General features: G+C 60.0%; 11 protein-coding genes. 5 read left to right on the forward strand and 6 right to left on the reverse strand.

Annotated elements, in window-relative coordinates; genetic code table 11:
• Positions 1 to 106: 106 nt before the first annotated feature.
• Positions 107 to 1,366, reverse strand: a complete 1,260-nt coding sequence (locus F8N12_RS20165; RefSeq protein WP_150581953.1) for a type II toxin-antitoxin system HipA family toxin — start codon at positions 1,364 to 1,366, stop codon at positions 107 to 109.
• Positions 1,359 to 1,676 (reverse strand): helix-turn-helix domain-containing protein, encoded by a 318-nt coding sequence (locus F8N12_RS20170; protein WP_150581954.1) that lies wholly within the window; start codon positions 1,674 to 1,676, stop codon positions 1,359 to 1,361. The genes F8N12_RS20165 and F8N12_RS20170 overlap by 8 nt, the downstream gene beginning before the upstream one ends.
• Positions 1,677 to 2,002: 326 nt before the next feature.
• On the opposite strand from F8N12_RS20170, the gene mexE reads away from it, so the two are divergent.
• From mexE to F8N12_RS20185, 3 genes are read left to right on the forward strand one after another with little or no spacing between them, the layout of a single operon-like run.
• Positions 2,003 to 3,256 carry a multidrug efflux RND transporter periplasmic adaptor subunit MexE gene (mexE, locus tag F8N12_RS20175; protein ID WP_150581955.1) on the forward strand — a complete coding sequence of 418 codons (1,254 nt, stop codon included), beginning with the start codon at positions 2,003 to 2,005 and terminating at the stop codon, positions 3,254 to 3,256.
• Between the two features lie 15 nt (positions 3,257 to 3,271).
• Complete coding sequence (locus F8N12_RS20180) at positions 3,272 to 6,463, forward strand: efflux RND transporter permease subunit (RefSeq protein ID WP_150581956.1); 3,192 nt, start codon at positions 3,272 to 3,274, stop codon at positions 6,461 to 6,463.
• Positions 6,463 to 7,884, forward strand: coding sequence for an efflux transporter outer membrane subunit (locus F8N12_RS20185; protein WP_150581957.1), 1,422 nt, complete (start codon positions 6,463 to 6,465; stop codon positions 7,882 to 7,884). The genes F8N12_RS20180 and F8N12_RS20185 overlap by 1 nt, the downstream gene beginning before the upstream one ends.
• Positions 7,885 to 7,995: 111 nt before the next feature.
• On the opposite strand, the gene F8N12_RS20190 is transcribed toward F8N12_RS20185, so the two are convergent.
• Complete coding sequence (locus F8N12_RS20190) at positions 7,996 to 9,105, reverse strand: PilT/PilU family type 4a pilus ATPase (RefSeq protein WP_150581958.1); 1,110 nt, start codon at positions 9,103 to 9,105, stop codon at positions 7,996 to 7,998.
• A 115-nt stretch (positions 9,106 to 9,220) separates the two neighbouring features.
• On the opposite strand from F8N12_RS20190, the gene F8N12_RS20195 reads away from it, so the two are divergent.
• Both F8N12_RS20195 and F8N12_RS20200 read left to right on the forward strand, forming a co-directional pair.
• On the forward strand, positions 9,221 to 11,758 hold the full coding sequence (locus F8N12_RS20195) for a PAS domain-containing protein (RefSeq protein ID WP_150581959.1): 2,538 nt from the start codon (positions 9,221 to 9,223) through the stop codon (positions 11,756 to 11,758).
• Between the two features lie 54 nt (positions 11,759 to 11,812).
• Positions 11,813 to 12,088: a peptidylprolyl isomerase gene (locus F8N12_RS20200; protein ID WP_150581960.1), complete on the forward strand. Its 276-nt coding sequence runs from the start codon at positions 11,813 to 11,815 to the stop codon at positions 12,086 to 12,088.
• 161 nt (positions 12,089 to 12,249) lie between these two features.
• On the opposite strand, the gene F8N12_RS20205 is transcribed toward F8N12_RS20200, so the two are convergent.
• The 3 genes from F8N12_RS20205 to F8N12_RS20215 all read right to left on the reverse strand — a co-directional run bounded on the left by F8N12_RS20205 (position 12,250) and on the right by F8N12_RS20215 (position 15,317).
• Positions 12,250 to 13,167 carry a sugar kinase gene (locus F8N12_RS20205; protein WP_150581961.1) on the reverse strand — a complete coding sequence of 306 codons (918 nt, stop codon included), beginning with the start codon at positions 13,165 to 13,167 and terminating at the stop codon, positions 12,250 to 12,252.
• A gap of 128 nt (positions 13,168 to 13,295) precedes the next feature.
• A complete protein-coding gene (locus F8N12_RS20210) occupies positions 13,296 to 14,513 on the reverse strand; it encodes an amino acid deaminase (RefSeq protein WP_150581962.1) in 1,218 nt (405 codons plus the stop codon).
• Between the two features lie 39 nt (positions 14,514 to 14,552).
• A complete protein-coding gene (locus tag F8N12_RS20215; protein ID WP_150581963.1) occupies positions 14,553 to 15,317 on the reverse strand; it encodes an IclR family transcriptional regulator in 765 nt (254 codons plus the stop codon).
• Positions 15,318 to 15,336: the final 19 nt, after the last annotated feature.

Here is a 15,336-nt window from a genome sequence, read left to right on the forward strand (position 1 = left end):
GAATGAACACTCGGGGACGCTAATTGCAAGGTCAGCGCCTGGTTCTGGATCACTCGTTTCACCAAGAGTGACCAGGTCAGGCGTTGGCTGTGGTCAGACAGGCTTTCTACCGAAGCAAGCGAATGTTCTCGTTGATTCGCTGTTGAACGCGCTGCAGGGTGTCTGCAGTAATCATGTGCGGGAACAGGCTCTGCGCCAACGCTGCAAACTGGCTGGCCGAATCGCACATTCTGCTGATGACGTCTGCTGCCCTATCCACTGAAACCTCAGCTTCCTCGGCGAGCCTTAACATCGCGCCGCGACCCACTTCCAAAGCTTCTCCCAGCACATCCATCTGGTGGTAGCCGCCCGGGCCTTCGCAAAACGTCACATCGTAGGCCGGTGCCAAATGCCATGTGCCGGCACGCGACATAATGTAAGCGAAGTTTTTCGGGTGATCGTCTCTATTATTGAACGCCACATTGAACACCGCACGCTCGAAGGCGAGCGCTTTCTCTCGCACATCGTTGGTGCACATCTGAGTCGCACGCAGGAAGTTCACGTAATCCAGCGATCCCGGTGATTTGTAGTCGGCTCCGGTAAAGGCGGCGAGGCTTTGCATGGGGACGCGCTGACCGTCTACGCGATCAAAGCGTTTACTCGCGAAAGCTGCCAGCCCATTGGGCAGATTGAAGTGTTGCGTGTCCGGGGTCTCGATGCCGCACCTGCGCAGACATTCGGCGTAGACCATTTCAATTGCGCAGACTTCAGGGTGTTCGTCTTTCGCCGGAAACTTGATCAGCCAGGCTTCAAAGCCCGGTGTGGCGGCGGTCGTAAAGGCGCCATCTTCAGGGTCGCGGAAGACTAACGCCTTTGGCCTAGCACCTTGAGGCGAGCCCCCCACCAGCAGCAGCGTCTGCAGAAACTGACCGCCCTCGCCGTTGAGTACTTCCTGAACCTCAGCCGCGAGCGATGCTACAGGGATGTGCGTCTGCGAAACCTCTCCTTCAGGTGCGACGGGCTCGAACGACAGCGCTCCCATGGCATTTTTGCCGATGTACGCTAACCGCTCCAAGGCACCGATCCGTGCTGCATTGAGATTGCGGCGCCTGAACAACCGATCCATCAGCAGCATGCCCCAACCGTCAGGCAACGAGTCATAGACCGGTCCCGGGAGGCCGAACTGATGGTTTGGAAAGCTTCGACGTAAAGGAACGCCCTCCAGCGGCAGCGTATAGGCTGACAGTTCCAGGCCCTTACTCTTCGCTTCACTGCTGTACTCAAACAGGATCTGCGGACGGCCGGTGATTGCAGTCGTAGACACCAGTGTGCCCCACAACCAGCGTTCACCCCAGCCAACGTAGAAAACCTCGACATGTTCAAGCATCGGTGATCCTCCGTTTGATACGCTGGCGCTTGACACTGGTTTCGTACCGGCGAATGTCCTCAAGGCTGTTGAGCTTTGGCATGAACAGCTCTTCGAGCTCCTTGGTACGTCCAAGAACCATCGCTACACGGACCACATTTTCGAACCCGACATTGCGCCCTGCCTCCAGGTTCGACACGGTATTGGTGCCAATGCCGGCGCGTCCGGCGACATCGGCTTGCGTCAATTGCAGCGCCAAGCGTTCTTTACGCAGGCGATCGCACAAGCGCTTGACCAGTTCGCTCGGCTTGACGAAATCTAACTCCAGCATACTGTGTCTTCCATTGCTAATTACGGCTTAACACACAGGATAATGGAGTTAGTATAGTTTAATTAAATCAGCTTCTCTGTGTTCTCCATGCGTATATCGGTCAATCGCCTCAACCCGCCGAAGCGTGGCGTTGATTCTTGCGACGCACGCAACACAGTATTACCCTCAAACCAATTGATAGCCGCCTAACGAAAGGTGCATGCTAGAGAGCTTGATTAGGGTTCGTATCATTCCGAATGATAGTTACCTTCGCCCCATTCGATTCGTGTGATACACCCCTCGCCGAGCATCATCCGCCCATTCTCAATACATTGGCGGATGCATCCATGGAACAATCACTTAAACATTTGCGCTTCCCGTTGGCCTTGTTGGCCGTACTGGTGATGAGCGCCTGTGGGAAGACGCCGGACACGGCCGCCGCTCCGCCGGCCACCAAGGTCAGCGTGGCCAAAGTGCTGGAGCAGCCCGTCAACGAGTGGGACGAATTCACCGGGCGGCTTGAGGCACCGGAAACCGTGCAGATCCGGCCACGGGTCTCCGGGCAGATTGATGATGTGGCCTTTACCGAAGGCGCGCTGGTCAAGAAAGGCGACCTGCTGTTCCAGATTGACCCGCGCCCTTTCCAGGCTGAGGTCCGCCGCCTCGAAGCTTTGGTATCTCAGGCTCGCGCTACCGCCACCCGCAGTGAAAACGAAGCACAACGCGGTGAGCGCCTGCGCACCAGCAACGCCATATCCGCCGAACTCGCCGACTCGCGCACCAGCGCTTCGCAAGAAGCGCGCGCCGCCGTCGGAGCGCTGCAAGCGCAACTGGATCTGGCCAAACTGAACCTGAGCTTCACCCGCGTGACCGCGCCGATCAGTGGCCGCGTCAGCCGTGCGGAAATCACCGCGGGCAACCTGGTGACCGCCGACACCACCGCGCTGACCAGTGTCGTTTCCACCGACAAGGTCTACGCCTACTTCGACGCCGATGAGCGTGTCTTCCTCAAGTACACCGCCCTCGCCCGCCAAGGCAAGCGCGGCGCCACCACCCCGGTTTATCTGGGCCTGTCGAATGAGGAAGGCAACCCGCACCAGGGCGTCATGAACTTCGTCGACAACCAGGTCAACCCGCAGACCGGCACTATCCGCGGCCGCGCCGTCTTCGACAATGCCGATGGCAATTACACCCCGGGGCTCTACGCGCGTTTGAAACTGGTCGGCAGCGGCACTTACTCCGCGGTGTTGATCAATGACGAAGCGGTCGGTACCGACCTTGGCAAGAAGTTCGTGCTGGTGCTCGATGGCGAGAACAAAACCGCGTACCGCTCCGTTGAACTGGGTCCGAAAATCGAAGGCTTGCGCATCGTGCGCAGTGGCCTGAGCAAAGAGGACACGGTCATCGTCAAGGGCCTGCAACGCGTACGCCCCGGTTCGCCGGTCACCCCTGAAACGATCCCGATGGCCAGCGAGCAGACCCTCGCCGCGCTCGCTCAACAACGACAAGCGCTGGAAGCCAGCAACCTGCCCCAAGTCGCGCCTGCCAAAGCCGCGCCGGGATCGGTTGTGAAAGTGGCTGCCGCGACCCCACGCGGTTAAGGGACGACAAAGCAGATGAATTTTTCTCAATTCTTCATTTCCCGGCCGATCTTCGCAGCGGTGCTGTCGCTGCTGATCCTGATCGCCGGTGCCATCTCGCTGTTCCAGTTGCCGATCAGCGAATACCCGGAAGTCGTGCCGCCCACCGTCGTGGTCCGCGCCAACTTCCCCGGTGCCAACCCGAAAGTCATCGGTGAAACCGTGGCCGCTCCGCTGGAGCAAGCCATCACCGGCGTCGAGAACATGCTCTACATGTCCTCGCAGTCGACCGCCGACGGCAAGATCACCCTGACCATCACCTTCGCCCTGGGCACCGACCTGGACAACGCGCAGGTGCAGGTGCAGAACCGTGTGACCCGGACCGAGCCGAAACTTCCCGAAGAAGTGACGCGCATCGGTATCACCGTCGACAAGGCATCGCCCGACCTGACCATGGTTGTGCACTTGACCTCGCCGGACAAACGCTACGACATGCTCTACCTGTCCAACTACGCCCTGCTCAACATCAAGGATGAGCTGGCGCGGCTGGGCGGTGTCGGCGATGTGCAATTGTTCGGCATGGGCGACTACTCGCTGCGCGTGTGGCTCGATCCGAACAAGACGGCTTCGCGCAACCTGACCGCCACCGATGTGGTGACGGCGATTCGCGAGCAGAACCGTCAAGTGGCGGCCGGTGCACTGGGCGCTCCGCCTGCGCCGAATGCCACCGCGTTCCAGCTGTCGGTCAACACTCAGGGGCGTCTGGTCTCCGAGGAAGAGTTCGAGAACATCATCATTCGCTCCGGCGACAACGGCGAAATCACTCGTCTGAAAGACATTGCACGCATCGAACTCGGTTCCAGCCAGTACGCCTTGCGTTCGCTGCTGAACAACCAACCGGCGGTGGCGATTCCGATCTTCCAGCGTCCCGGCTCTAACGCGATCGACATCTCCAACGACGTGCGCGGCAAGATGGCCGAGCTGAAGAAGAACTTCCCGGAAGGCATGGACTTCAGCATCGTCTACGACCCGACGATCTTCGTGCGCGGCTCTATCGAGGCGGTAGTTCACACGCTGTTCGAAGCACTGATTCTCGTGGTTCTGGTGGTGATCCTGTTCCTGCAGACCTGGCGCGCTTCGATCATTCCGCTGGTGGCAGTGCCGGTCTCGCTGATCGGTACGTTTGCCGTGATGCATCTGTTTGGCTTCTCGCTGAATGCCTTGTCATTGTTCGGACTGGTGTTGGCCATCGGTATCGTGGTCGATGACGCCATTGTGGTGGTGGAGAACGTCGAGCGGCACATCGAGCTCGGGGAGACGCCCGTAGAAGCCACCAAGAAAGCCATGCGCGAGGTGACCGGGCCGATCATCGCGACGGCACTGGTGCTATGTGCGGTGTTTATCCCGGCGGCGTTTATTTCCGGACTCACCGGACAGTTCTACAAACAGTTCGCCCTGACCATTGCCATCTCGACCGTGATCTCCGCGTTCAACTCGCTGACACTGTCGCCTGCCCTGGCCGCCGTACTGCTCAAGAGCCACGACGCACCGAAAGACCGCTTTACCAGAGTGCTCGACAAACTGTTGGGCGGCTGGCTGTTCCGTCCGTTCAATCGCTTCTTCGAACGCGCCAGCCATGGCTATGTGGGAACGGTAGGCCGGGTCATCCGCAGCAGCGGCATTGCCATGATCGTCTACGCCGGTTTGATGGTGCTGACCTTCTTCGGCTTCTCCAGCACACCGACGGGTTTTGTCCCCGGCCAGGACAAGCAATACCTGGTGGCCTTCGCGCAACTGCCGGATGCCGCGAGCCTGGACCGTACCGAAGACGTGATCAAACGCATGTCCGACCTCGCGCTGAAACAGCCGGGTGTGGAAAGTGCGGTGGCCTTCCCCGGCCTGTCGATCAACGGCTTCACCAACAGTCCGAATGCCGGCATCGTGTTCGTCACCCTCAAACCGTTCAACGAGCGCAAGGACGCCAGCATGTCCGCCGGTGCGATTGCCGGTGCCTTGAACGGCCAGTTCGCCGGGATTCAGGAAGCCTATATGGCGATCTTCCCGCCGCCACCGGTTCAAGGTCTGGGCACCATTGGCGGTTTCCGCCTGCAGATCGAAGACCGTGGCAACCTCGGTTACGACGAGCTGTACAAAGAAACCATGAACATCATCAACAAGAGCCACAACGTGCCGGAACTGGCCGCACTGTTCACCAGCTACACAGTGAACGTGCCGCAGGTCGATGCCGCCATCGACCGGGAAAAAGCCAAGACCCACGGCGTAGCCGTCAGCGACATCTTCGACACCCTGCAGATCTACCTGGGTTCGCTGTATGCCAACGACTTCAACCGCTTCGGTCGTACCTATCAGGTCAATGTTCAGGCCGAGCAGCAGTTCCGCCTGGAGCCAGACCAGATCGGTCAGTTGAAAGTGCGCAACAACAAAGGCGAGATGATCCCGTTGGCGACCTTCATCAAGGTCAGCGACACCTCGGGCCCGGATCGCGTGATGCACTACAACGGCTTCATCACCGCTGAAATCAACGGTGCAGCCGCCCCGGGCTACAGCTCTGGCCAGGCCGAAAAAGCCATCGAGAAGCTGCTCGCCGAAGAACTGCCGAACGGCATGACCTACGAATGGACCGACCTGACCTACCAGCAGATCCTGTCCGGCAACACCGCGCTGTTCGTGTTCCCGCTCTGCGTTTTGCTGGCGTTCCTGGTGCTCGCCGCGCAGTACGAAAGCTGGAGCCTGCCACTGGCGGTGATCCTGATCGTTCCGATGACTTTGCTGTCGGCCATCGTGGGTGTGATTGCTTCGGGAGGCGACAACAACATCTTCACTCAGATCGGATTGATCGTACTGGTGGGGCTTGCCTGTAAGAATGCGATTCTGATTGTCGAATTCGCCAAGGATAAACAGCAGGACGAAGGCATGAGCCCGCTGGCAGCGGTGCTCGAAGCATGTCGCCTGCGTCTGCGGCCGATCCTGATGACCTCCTTCGCGTTCATCATGGGTGTGGTGCCACTGGTGTTCTCCAGCGGTGCCGGTGCCGAAATGCGTCATGCCATGGGTGTGGCGGTGTTCTCCGGGATGCTCGGGGTGACCTTCTTCGGTCTGTTGCTGACGCCAGTGTTCTACGTGCTGATCCGAAACTTCGTGGAGCGCGGTGAAAAGCGCAAAGCAGCCAAGGCGCTGAAATCGAACAAGCCACTGGAGGCGCATTGATGAGCCTGAAAGTTTTCCTGCCGAGCTTGCTGGTACTGGCCTTGAGCGCTTGCGCCGTCGGCCCGGACTATCAGACGCCGGCCACTGAGCGGGCCAACATTACCAGCGCCACTGACGGCGCGGCCGGTCAAAAGAATTACGACCGCGCACGTTTCGAAGGCATCTGGTGGCAGCAATTCGAAGACCCGACCCTCAACCGTCTGGTCACCCAGTCGCTGCAAGGCAACCGCGATTTGCGTGTTGCTTTCGCACGCTGGAAAGCCGCTCGGGCGATTCGTGATGACGCCAGCAACGATGCCATGCCGACCATCACCAGCCGCGCCAGCAGTGAAGTGGGCAAAGGCCAGATTCCCGGCCAGACCACGCAGCGGGTCAACGCCGAACGCTACGACCTGGGGCTGGACATGGCCTGGGAACTGGACTTGTTCGGACGTATCCAGCGCAATCTGGAATCCAGCGATGCCGAACAGCAAGCCGCTGAAGCGGATCTGTACCAACTGCAAGTCAGCATGATTGCCGAACTGGTGGACGCCTACGGGCAACTGCGCGGTGCACAGCTGCGCGAGAAGATCGCCCTGGCTAACCTGAACAACCAGCAGGAGTCGCGCAAGATCACTGAAAGCCTGCGCGATGCCGGCGTGGGCGATCAGCTCGATGTGGTTCGTGCCGATGCCCGCCTGGCTTCGGTCGAAGCCAGCGTGCCGCAACTGCAAGCCGAACAGGTTCGCCAGAAAAACCGCATTGCCACCCTGCTGGGTGAGCGTCCGGACAAGCTGAGCGTTGACCTCAGCCCGAAAGACTTGCCAGCGATTGCCAAGGCATTGCCGATTGGTGACCCGGGCGAACTGCTGCAACGTCGTCCGGATGTGCGCAGTGCCGAACGCCAGTTGGCCGCAGCCACCGCGCGCATCGGCGTGGCCAAGGCTGACTTGTTCCCGCGAGTGAGCTTGAGCGGTTTCCTCGGCTTCACCGCCGGGCGCGGTTCGCAGATCGGTTCTTCGGCGGCCAACGCCTGGGCACTCGGCCCGAGTATCACCTGGGCAGCGTTCGATCTGGGCAGCGTGCGTGCGCGTCTGCGCGGCGCCGATGCCGAAGCTGAAGGGGCTTTGGCAACGTACGAGCAGCAGGTGTTGCTGGCACTGGAAGAATCGGAAAACGCCTTCAGCGATTACGGTAAACGCCAGCAGCGCCTGATCTCCCTGATACGCCAGAGCGAGTCAAGCCGCGCTGCCGCCGATCTGGCGCAGATTCGTTACCGCGAAGGCACTGACGATTTCCTCGTGCTGCTCGACGCGCAACGTGAGCGCCTCGCCGCAGAGGATTCTCAGGCCCAGGCCGAAGTTGATTTGTACCGTGGCATTGTCGCGATCTACAAAGCACTCGGCGGTGGCTGGCAACCGGAGACGGTCGCCGCCCAATAGGATTCAAACGAGCTCCTTTGGTTGGCCGCAACCAACCAATTTTTTAGCCCCGCGCCTTCATTCGGTCGCGGGGTTTTTTTTGGTCCCGCAAATCGTGGCAGACGAACGTCGCTAGTCCATCAGTCCCCATTCACCGGGCGCTGTCTGAGCGCCGGGCGACGATTCGGCATGCAACTTGAGGCGCAGACGCAGGTTATTGACCGAGTCGGCATGCTTGAGTGCTTCTTCCTCCGTGATCGCGCCCTCTATAACGAGAGCAAACAACGCTCCGTCGTAAGTCTGCATGCCTGACTCGGCGGATTTCTCCATGATCCCTTTGAGCTCATCAAGGGCATTGCGACGGATCAGATCGCCCACGGTCGGCGTACCCAGCATCACCTCCACCGCAGCCCGGCGCTGTCCGTCACGGGTGCGCACCAGCCGCTGGGAAACGAACGCCTTGAGATTGTTTCCCAGGTCATGCAACAGCTGCGTATGCCGTTCTTCCGGGAAGAAATTGATGATGCGATCCAGCGCCTGATGGGCGTTGTGTGCGTGCAAAGTAGAGATCACCAAGTGACCGGTATCGGCAAATGCCAAGGCATGTTCCATGGTTTCGCGGTCACGGATTTCGCCAATCAGCACAACGTCCGGGGCCTGGCGCAGGGTGTTTTTCAAGGCCGCATGAAAGCTGCGGGTGTCGACGCCGACTTCCCGCTGGTTGATGATCGATTTCTTGTGCCGATGGATGAACTCGATCGGGTCTTCGATGGTGATGATGTGGCCGCTGCCATGCCGGTTGCGGTAATCGATCAGCGCCGCCAGTGAGGTGGATTTGCCCGAGCCGGTGGCGCCTACGAACAACATCAGCCCTTGTTTGAGCATGACTGTTTCCAATAGCACCGGCGGCAGATGCAATTCTTCGTAGCGCGGGATATCCAGCTTGATGTTGCGTGCCACGATCGACACATCGTTGCGCTGCTTGAAAATGTTCACCCGGAAACGCCCGACGCCCGGTAGCGACATCGCCAGGTTCATCTCCAGTTCCCGATCGAACTCCACGCGCTGTTCGGCGTCCATGATGGACGCTGCTATCGCAGCGATCTCGCCCGGCCTGAAGGGCTGTTCCGAGAGGATTTTCAATACCCCGTCGAAGCGTGCGCTGGGTGGCGCGCCGGTAGACAGGAAAAGATCAGAGCCATTTCGCGTGGCCAGGGTACGTAACAGGGCATCGATTTCCATGGCAAAAAGCATCCGCAAACATTCAATGAATAAAAAATGACCGAAAAAATTCGTCCCGCGTCTACCAACATAGGATAGTAGACGCCGCCACACGACAGACGTGCAGGAAATCTTGATGAACGCATCACCTATCGGCAGCGATGCCCAGGCCTTGATTGCCAGAATCGACTGGGCAGCCACGCCGCTCGGTGCAGCCAGCACCTGGCCACAAAGCCTGCGTACCGCGGTGGACATCGTCATTCACTCACCGATGCCGATGCTGTTGCTTTGGGGGCCGCAGCTCACCCAAATCTACAACGACGGTTTCGCGCTCCTTGCGGGCAACAAGCACCCTGACGCCTTCGGGCAGCCGACGCATCAGGTCTGGCCGGAACTCGAAGACTTCACCTCGCCGATTTACCAAGCGGTCCTGCAAGGGCAGGTGCGCAGCTATAGCGAGCAGCGCTTCACCCTGCAGCGCAACGATGGTAACTCAGATTTCTGGCTGGACCTGACCTACAGCCCTGTCTGCGATGAGAGTGCGCAAGTTGCCGGGATTCTGGTCACTGCTATTGAAACCAATGAGCGCCGGCGCATCGCACTGGAACTCGAACAGCGCTCCGCCGCCAGCCTCAAAGCGCAGCGCGAAACCGAGGAGCGACTGCAACTGGCGCTGGCTGCCACCGACGCGGTCGGCACTTGGGATTGGGACATCAGCGAAGATCGCTTCATCGCCGACGCGCACTTCGCTCAGCTGCACGGCGTCGACCCGCAGCGCGCCGGCCATTTACCGATCAGCGATTACCTGGAGGCAGTGCATCCGGAAGACCGCTCGATGGTGATGCGCAGCATCAAGCATTGCATCACCCACGCCACCGAATACGCCGAAGAATATCGCTTGCTGCAGGCCGACGGCCAGGTGCGCTGGGTGTTTGCCCGAGGGCGTTGCTACAAGGACCATCATGGCCGGCCGATTCGTTTCCTCGGCGCCGCGCTGGACCTCACCGAGCGCAAGCACACCGAGCAGGCCTTGCGCCAGAGTCAGACCGAGCTGCAACTGATCATCAACGCGATGCCGATCCTGATCAGTTACGTCGACCGCGATGAACGCTTCCGCCTGAACAACGCTGCGTACCTGGACTGGTACGGCCTGACACCCCAGGAACTCTATGGCAAGACGGTGCTTGAAGTGCTGGGGTCAGAGGCCTACGCCTTACGCGCCGATTACATTGCCCAGGCGCTTGCCGGTAAAACCTGCCGCTTCAGCATCAGCACGCCGCACCGTGATGGCAGCCTGCGCCAGGCCTTGATGAACTACTTGCCCCGTCATGGCGCCGATGGTGCGGTGAACGGTTTTTACATTTTTGTTATCGATGAAACCGAGCGCAAAAAGACTGAAGAAGCCCTGCGCAATCTCAATGAAACGCTGGAAGAAAGAGTAGCCGCGCGCACCCGTCAACTGGCCGAAGCCAATGAAAACCTGCTCAGTGAGATGTTCGAGCGCGAGCGCGCGGAAGATGCGTTACGCCATGCGCAAAAAATGGAAGCGGTTGGCCAGTTGACGGGGGGCATTGCCCATGACTTCAACAACATGCTCACCGGTATCATAGGCAGTCTCGATCTGGTGCAGCGTTATATCGCCGACGGCCGCGCTGCGGAAATCGGCCGCTTCACCGAGGCGGCTGTGTCATCCGCCAATCGTGCTGCCGCCCTTACTCACCGTCTGCTGGCGTTCTCGCGGCGTCAGTCGCTGGATCGCAAACCGCTCAACGTCAACGATCTGATCCACTCGCTGGAGGATCTGCTCACTCGCACCAAAGGCGATCACATCGAGCTGCAACTGCAACTCGCCACTGACATCTGGGCCGTCAACACTGACGTCAGCCAGCTGGAAAATGCCTTGCTCAACCTGGTGATCAACGCTCGCGATGCGATGCCGGACGGCGGCCGACTGCTGATCGCAACAGCCAATGTGCACCTTAACGGCAGTGCTGTGACGACCGCTGAAACGGCCAAGCCTGGCGATTATCTGATGATCGCTGTGAGCGACAACGGCACCGGTATGACGCCTTCGGTGCTGGCCAAGGTGTTCGACCCGTTTTTCACCACCAAACCCATCGGTCAGGGCACCGGCCTGGGATTGTCGATGATCTATGGTTTCGCCCAGCAATCCGGGGGTCACGTCGACATTGACAGTGTGCCGGGCCAAGGCACGTGCGTACGTTTGTATCTGCCCAGACTGCTACTGTCGGAAACTGAAGAGACGCTGTTACCGTTCACCAGCGAGGCGCCGGCGGCGATTGCCGGGGAGACGGTGGTGCTGGTCGAGGACGATCCGGCGGTACGCATGCTGGTACTCAATCTGCTCAACGAACTTGGCTATCACGCCCATGAAGCCAAGGATGCCCAGTCCGCCCTGCCCTTGCTTGAATCCGACCTGCGCGTGGATCTATTGGTAACCGACGTCGGACTGCCTGGCATGAACGGTCGCCAGTTGGCGGAAATTGCGCGTCAGCACCGGCCGCAGCTCAAGGTGCTGTTCATGACCGGTTATGCGGAAAAAGCGGCAGAGCGCCAGGGTTTTCTTGAGGACGGCATGGACATGGTCGCCAAACCTTTTTCGATCGATCTGTTGGCCAGCAAGATCCGCACGATGATCAACCATCCCGAGTGACTTGAGGCATAATCGCGCGCCCCGTTGTCACCACCGCTGCAAGGTATCGTCCTGATGAAAGCTCAAGCCCGTCACATTCTGGTGAAAACCTCGGAAGAAGCCGAGCAACTGAAACAACGCATCGCCAAAGGTGAGGCGTTCGATGTGCTGGCCAGGAAATATTCGACCTGCCCGTCGGGCAAACGTGGCGGCGACCTTGGTGAAGTGCGCCCGGGGCAAATGGTCGGGGTGATTGATGCGGTGATTTTCAAGAAACCGCTGCGGGTGGTGCACGGGCCGGTGAAGAGCAAGTTTGGCTATCACTTGGTCCAAGTGTTTTACCGGGATTGATGGCGCCGCGCAGAACCTCCACTCAGCCTGCCGACGGGCCACTAACCGCCACAGCCGCCGAGGCGGGCCTGATAGCCGACCTGGCTCGTTGTTTGATCGCATTCCACAATGTGGGAGCGAGCCCGCTCGCGAATAAACTGCGCAGCAGGCGGCCATTCCCATCACCGCGGAATCAACGCCCCCGGCACCTGAATAACCCGACTCGCCAAACGATGCCCCGCTTCAGCAGCTTGCACTGGACTGCCCCCTTTCAGCCGACAGGCCAGGTAAGCCGCACTGAATGAATCCCCAGCCGCCGTCGTGTCCACGACGTGCTCGACCTTCTGCGCGGGCACTTCTGATAATTCGCCATCACACCGAATCAAACACGCCTCCGCGCCGCGCTTAAGCACTACCTCCGACGTACCCATTTGCTCATACGCCGCGAACACCGCGTCGCAATCGGAAAAGTGGAACAGCGCCTGTTCGTCTTCGACGGTCAGCAGCGCCAGATCGACGTGGGGCAGAACGCTGCGATAAGCCGCTCGCGCATCTTCGACTGTCGCCCACAAACGTGGTCGATAGTTGTTGTCGAAGACGACTCGCGCACCCTGCATACGGGCTTCGATCAAGGCTTCCAGCAACTTTTCTCGCCCTTGGACGCCCAGCACTGCCAGGGTTATGCCGCTGAAATAAAGCACGTCGTACGTTGGCAATGCCGCCAGAATCGGGGCCGCCGCTGCGGTAGTGAAGCACTCGCGCACGGCGGCTTCGTTGCGCCAGTAGAGAAACCGTCGTTCGCCAGCCGCGTCAGTCTGGATGCAGTACAGACCCGGCAGGCGCCCCGGCAGTCGCTGGACCCTCGACAAACCGATGTTCTCCTGCGCCCAACTGCGACACATGGCATCGCTGAAGCTGTCGTCTCCCAGCGCCGTGACGTAGTCCACCGAGCCCTCGCTGCCCAGTTCGCGGGAAAGATAGACCGCCGTGTTCAAGGTGTCGCCACCGAAGCTTTGTTGCAACGAGCCGTCGGCGCGTTGCTGGAGCTCGATCATGCATTCGCCGATCAGCGCGATGCGTGGGGAGATTGGGGTATTCATTGGGATAAAGTCTCTGCAGTTGCGGTGTCGTCTTGAAGAACCTTTCGCGAGCAGGCTCGCTCCCACAGAGAACGCATTCCAGTGTGGGAGCGAGCCTGCTCGCGAAGGCCGCACCTCGGTCTAAAGCCTTAAAAACAGGTTTCCATGGTCTCGATGACGTTCAACTGCTCATCCACCAGGCAGGCGACCCGCCACTTGTCGAAAGTCAGACACGGGTGGGAAGTGCCGAAAGAAATGATATCGCCCACGCGCAACTCAACGCCCGGCGCCACGCTCATGAACGCGTGCTGATCCATGACTGCCGTCACTGTGCAGGCGCTGGCATCCTCGCCCGCCGCCGGTATCACGTCCGCCTTGTAACGCAGCAGTGGTACCGGCAAACCGGCGTCATAGGCCACATCGCGTTTGCCCAGTGCAATTACCGCAAATCCCGGTTCCGGCAACGATTGCACGTGCGCCCAGACCTCCAGCGCCGGACGCAGGCCCTCGTGCAGATCGCTGCGCCGGTCGAGCACGCAGCATTGCGCGTCCTTGTAAATGCCATGATCGTGCGCCACGTAACTGCCCGGGCGCAGCACGCTGAGGAAACGCCCGCCGGCATTCTGCGCCTCGAAAGATTCCGCGATCAGGTCATACCAGGCTGAACCCGAGGCGGTGATGATCGGCTTGGGGATGGCAAAGGCGCCGCTGTCCTGCAATTGCACGGCCAGACGCACCAGCGATGAGGCAAACTCGCGGATGCCGGTCTCTGCGTGATCACCGTGGATCACCCCTTCGTAACCTTCGATGCCAGTCAGCGCCAGGGCCGGTTGCGCCGCAATGGCTTTGGCCAGAGCGATCACTTCTTCCTCCGTGCGACAACCGCAACGACCACCGACCACGCCGTATTCGATCATGACGTTGAGGCGCACACCGCGCGAGGCGAAATAGGTGCCAAGGTCTGCGACGTTGTCCGGATGATCGACCATGCAGTGGAATTCGAATGCCGAATCGGCCAGCAGGTCGGCAATCAGTGCCATGTTCGGTGTGCCAACCAGTTGGTTGGCCATCAACACCCGGCGAACGCCATGGGCATAGGCCGCACGGGTTTGCGTGGCGCTGGCAAGGGTGATGCCCCAGGCGCCGGCGTCCAGCTGGCGGCGAAACAGCGCCGGGGTCATGCTGGTTTTACCGTGGGGCGCCAGTTGCGCCCCGCTGTTGCTGACGAAGGCCTGCATCCAGCGAATGTTGTGCTCCAGCGCCTCGCGGTGCAGGACCAGCGCGGGCAGGCTGACGTCGCGCACCAGGTTGGCGCCGTTGTGTGCAGCGCCTTTTTCCACGGCGGCTGAAGAGTGGGCAGAAGACATGTTCAAATTCCTCATGTACGCGGCCGTGAGCAGCCGCTGTTATTCGTTGATGCGACGCGCCAGACTGTTGGCGCTGTCGATCAGTACCTGGCGATAGTCGTTGTAGTTTTTCTTCGCATCGGCGCGCGGGGCGACGATGCACAGGGTCGCGATGGCCACACCGTCCGGGTCTTTGACCGGCGCGGCGAAACAATGCGTGAAGGTATCGGCGACACTGTCAAAGGAGAAAAATCCGTCGGCGTGCGCCTGACGGATCTGCGCCAGAAAATGCGCCAGCGGCAGACGCTCGCCATCGGGCAGAATGAAGTCGTCAGGGTCGATCAGGTCAGCGATGGCCTGGTCGCTCAAGTGCGCGAGCAACAATCGTCCGGAAGCCGTCCACGGGATTGGCGCGTTTTCACCGATGTCCGAAGAAATGCGAAAGTGCCGTTCGCCTTCCTTCATCAATGCCACGGTGTATTTGCGGCCGTTGAGCAGGCACATCTGCGCGGTTTCGCGGGTCCGGCTGACGATTTCCTGCAAGGCTTGATCGGCTTCGCGGGTCAGGTCGAAGTGGCGCAAGTGCGCCTGACCGAGAAAATACAGCTGCCGGCCGAGATAGACGTGACCGTCCTTGCCGACGGGTTCGAGGATGCGCCTTTCCAGCAACGAAGCGACCAGTTCGTAAACCGTGGATTTGGGGCTGCCGATCCCGCTGGCGATTTCATTCGGGCGCAGGGGTTGGCCGATCTCCTTGAGGAAATCGAGGATATCGAACGCCCGATCCAGGCCCCGGGCCCGGCGTTTGATGGTGTCTTCGGTCATTTCAGTGATTCCCATACAA

Origin of the sequence: Pseudomonas fluorescens (assembly GCF_902497625.1) — a bacterium.
In the GTDB taxonomy this organism is placed as follows: Bacteria; Pseudomonadota; Gammaproteobacteria; order Pseudomonadales; family Pseudomonadaceae; genus Aquipseudomonas; species Aquipseudomonas fluorescens_BQ.

What these genes read in the sequence shown, in the direction of transcription:
- F8N12_RS20165 (WP_150581953.1), bottom strand. Translation starts at nt 1,366, where the DNA reads ATGCTTGAACATGTCGAGGTTTTCTACGTTGGCTGGGGTGAACGCTGG.
- F8N12_RS20195 (WP_150581959.1), top strand. Translation starts at nt 9,221, where the DNA reads ATGAACGCATCACCTATCGGCAGCGATGCCCAGGCCTTGATTGCCAGA.
- F8N12_RS20205 (WP_150581961.1), bottom strand. Translation starts at nt 13,167, where the DNA reads ATGAATACCCCAATCTCCCCACGCATCGCGCTGATCGGCGAATGCATG.
- F8N12_RS20170 (WP_150581954.1), bottom strand. Translation starts at nt 1,676, where the DNA reads ATGCTGGAGTTAGATTTCGTCAAGCCGAGCGAACTGGTCAAGCGCTTG.
- F8N12_RS20185 (WP_150581957.1), top strand. Translation starts at nt 6,463, where the DNA reads ATGAGCCTGAAAGTTTTCCTGCCGAGCTTGCTGGTACTGGCCTTGAGC.
- mexE (WP_150581955.1), top strand. Translation starts at nt 2,003, where the DNA reads ATGGAACAATCACTTAAACATTTGCGCTTCCCGTTGGCCTTGTTGGCC.
- F8N12_RS20210 (WP_150581962.1), bottom strand. Translation starts at nt 14,513, where the DNA reads ATGTCTTCTGCCCACTCTTCAGCCGCCGTGGAAAAAGGCGCTGCACAC.
- F8N12_RS20200 (WP_150581960.1), top strand. Translation starts at nt 11,813, where the DNA reads ATGAAAGCTCAAGCCCGTCACATTCTGGTGAAAACCTCGGAAGAAGCC.
- F8N12_RS20190 (WP_150581958.1), bottom strand. Translation starts at nt 9,105, where the DNA reads ATGGAAATCGATGCCCTGTTACGTACCCTGGCCACGCGAAATGGCTCT.
- F8N12_RS20215 (WP_150581963.1), bottom strand. Translation starts at nt 15,317, where the DNA reads ATGACCGAAGACACCATCAAACGCCGGGCCCGGGGCCTGGATCGGGCG.
- F8N12_RS20180 (WP_150581956.1), top strand. Translation starts at nt 3,272, where the DNA reads ATGAATTTTTCTCAATTCTTCATTTCCCGGCCGATCTTCGCAGCGGTG.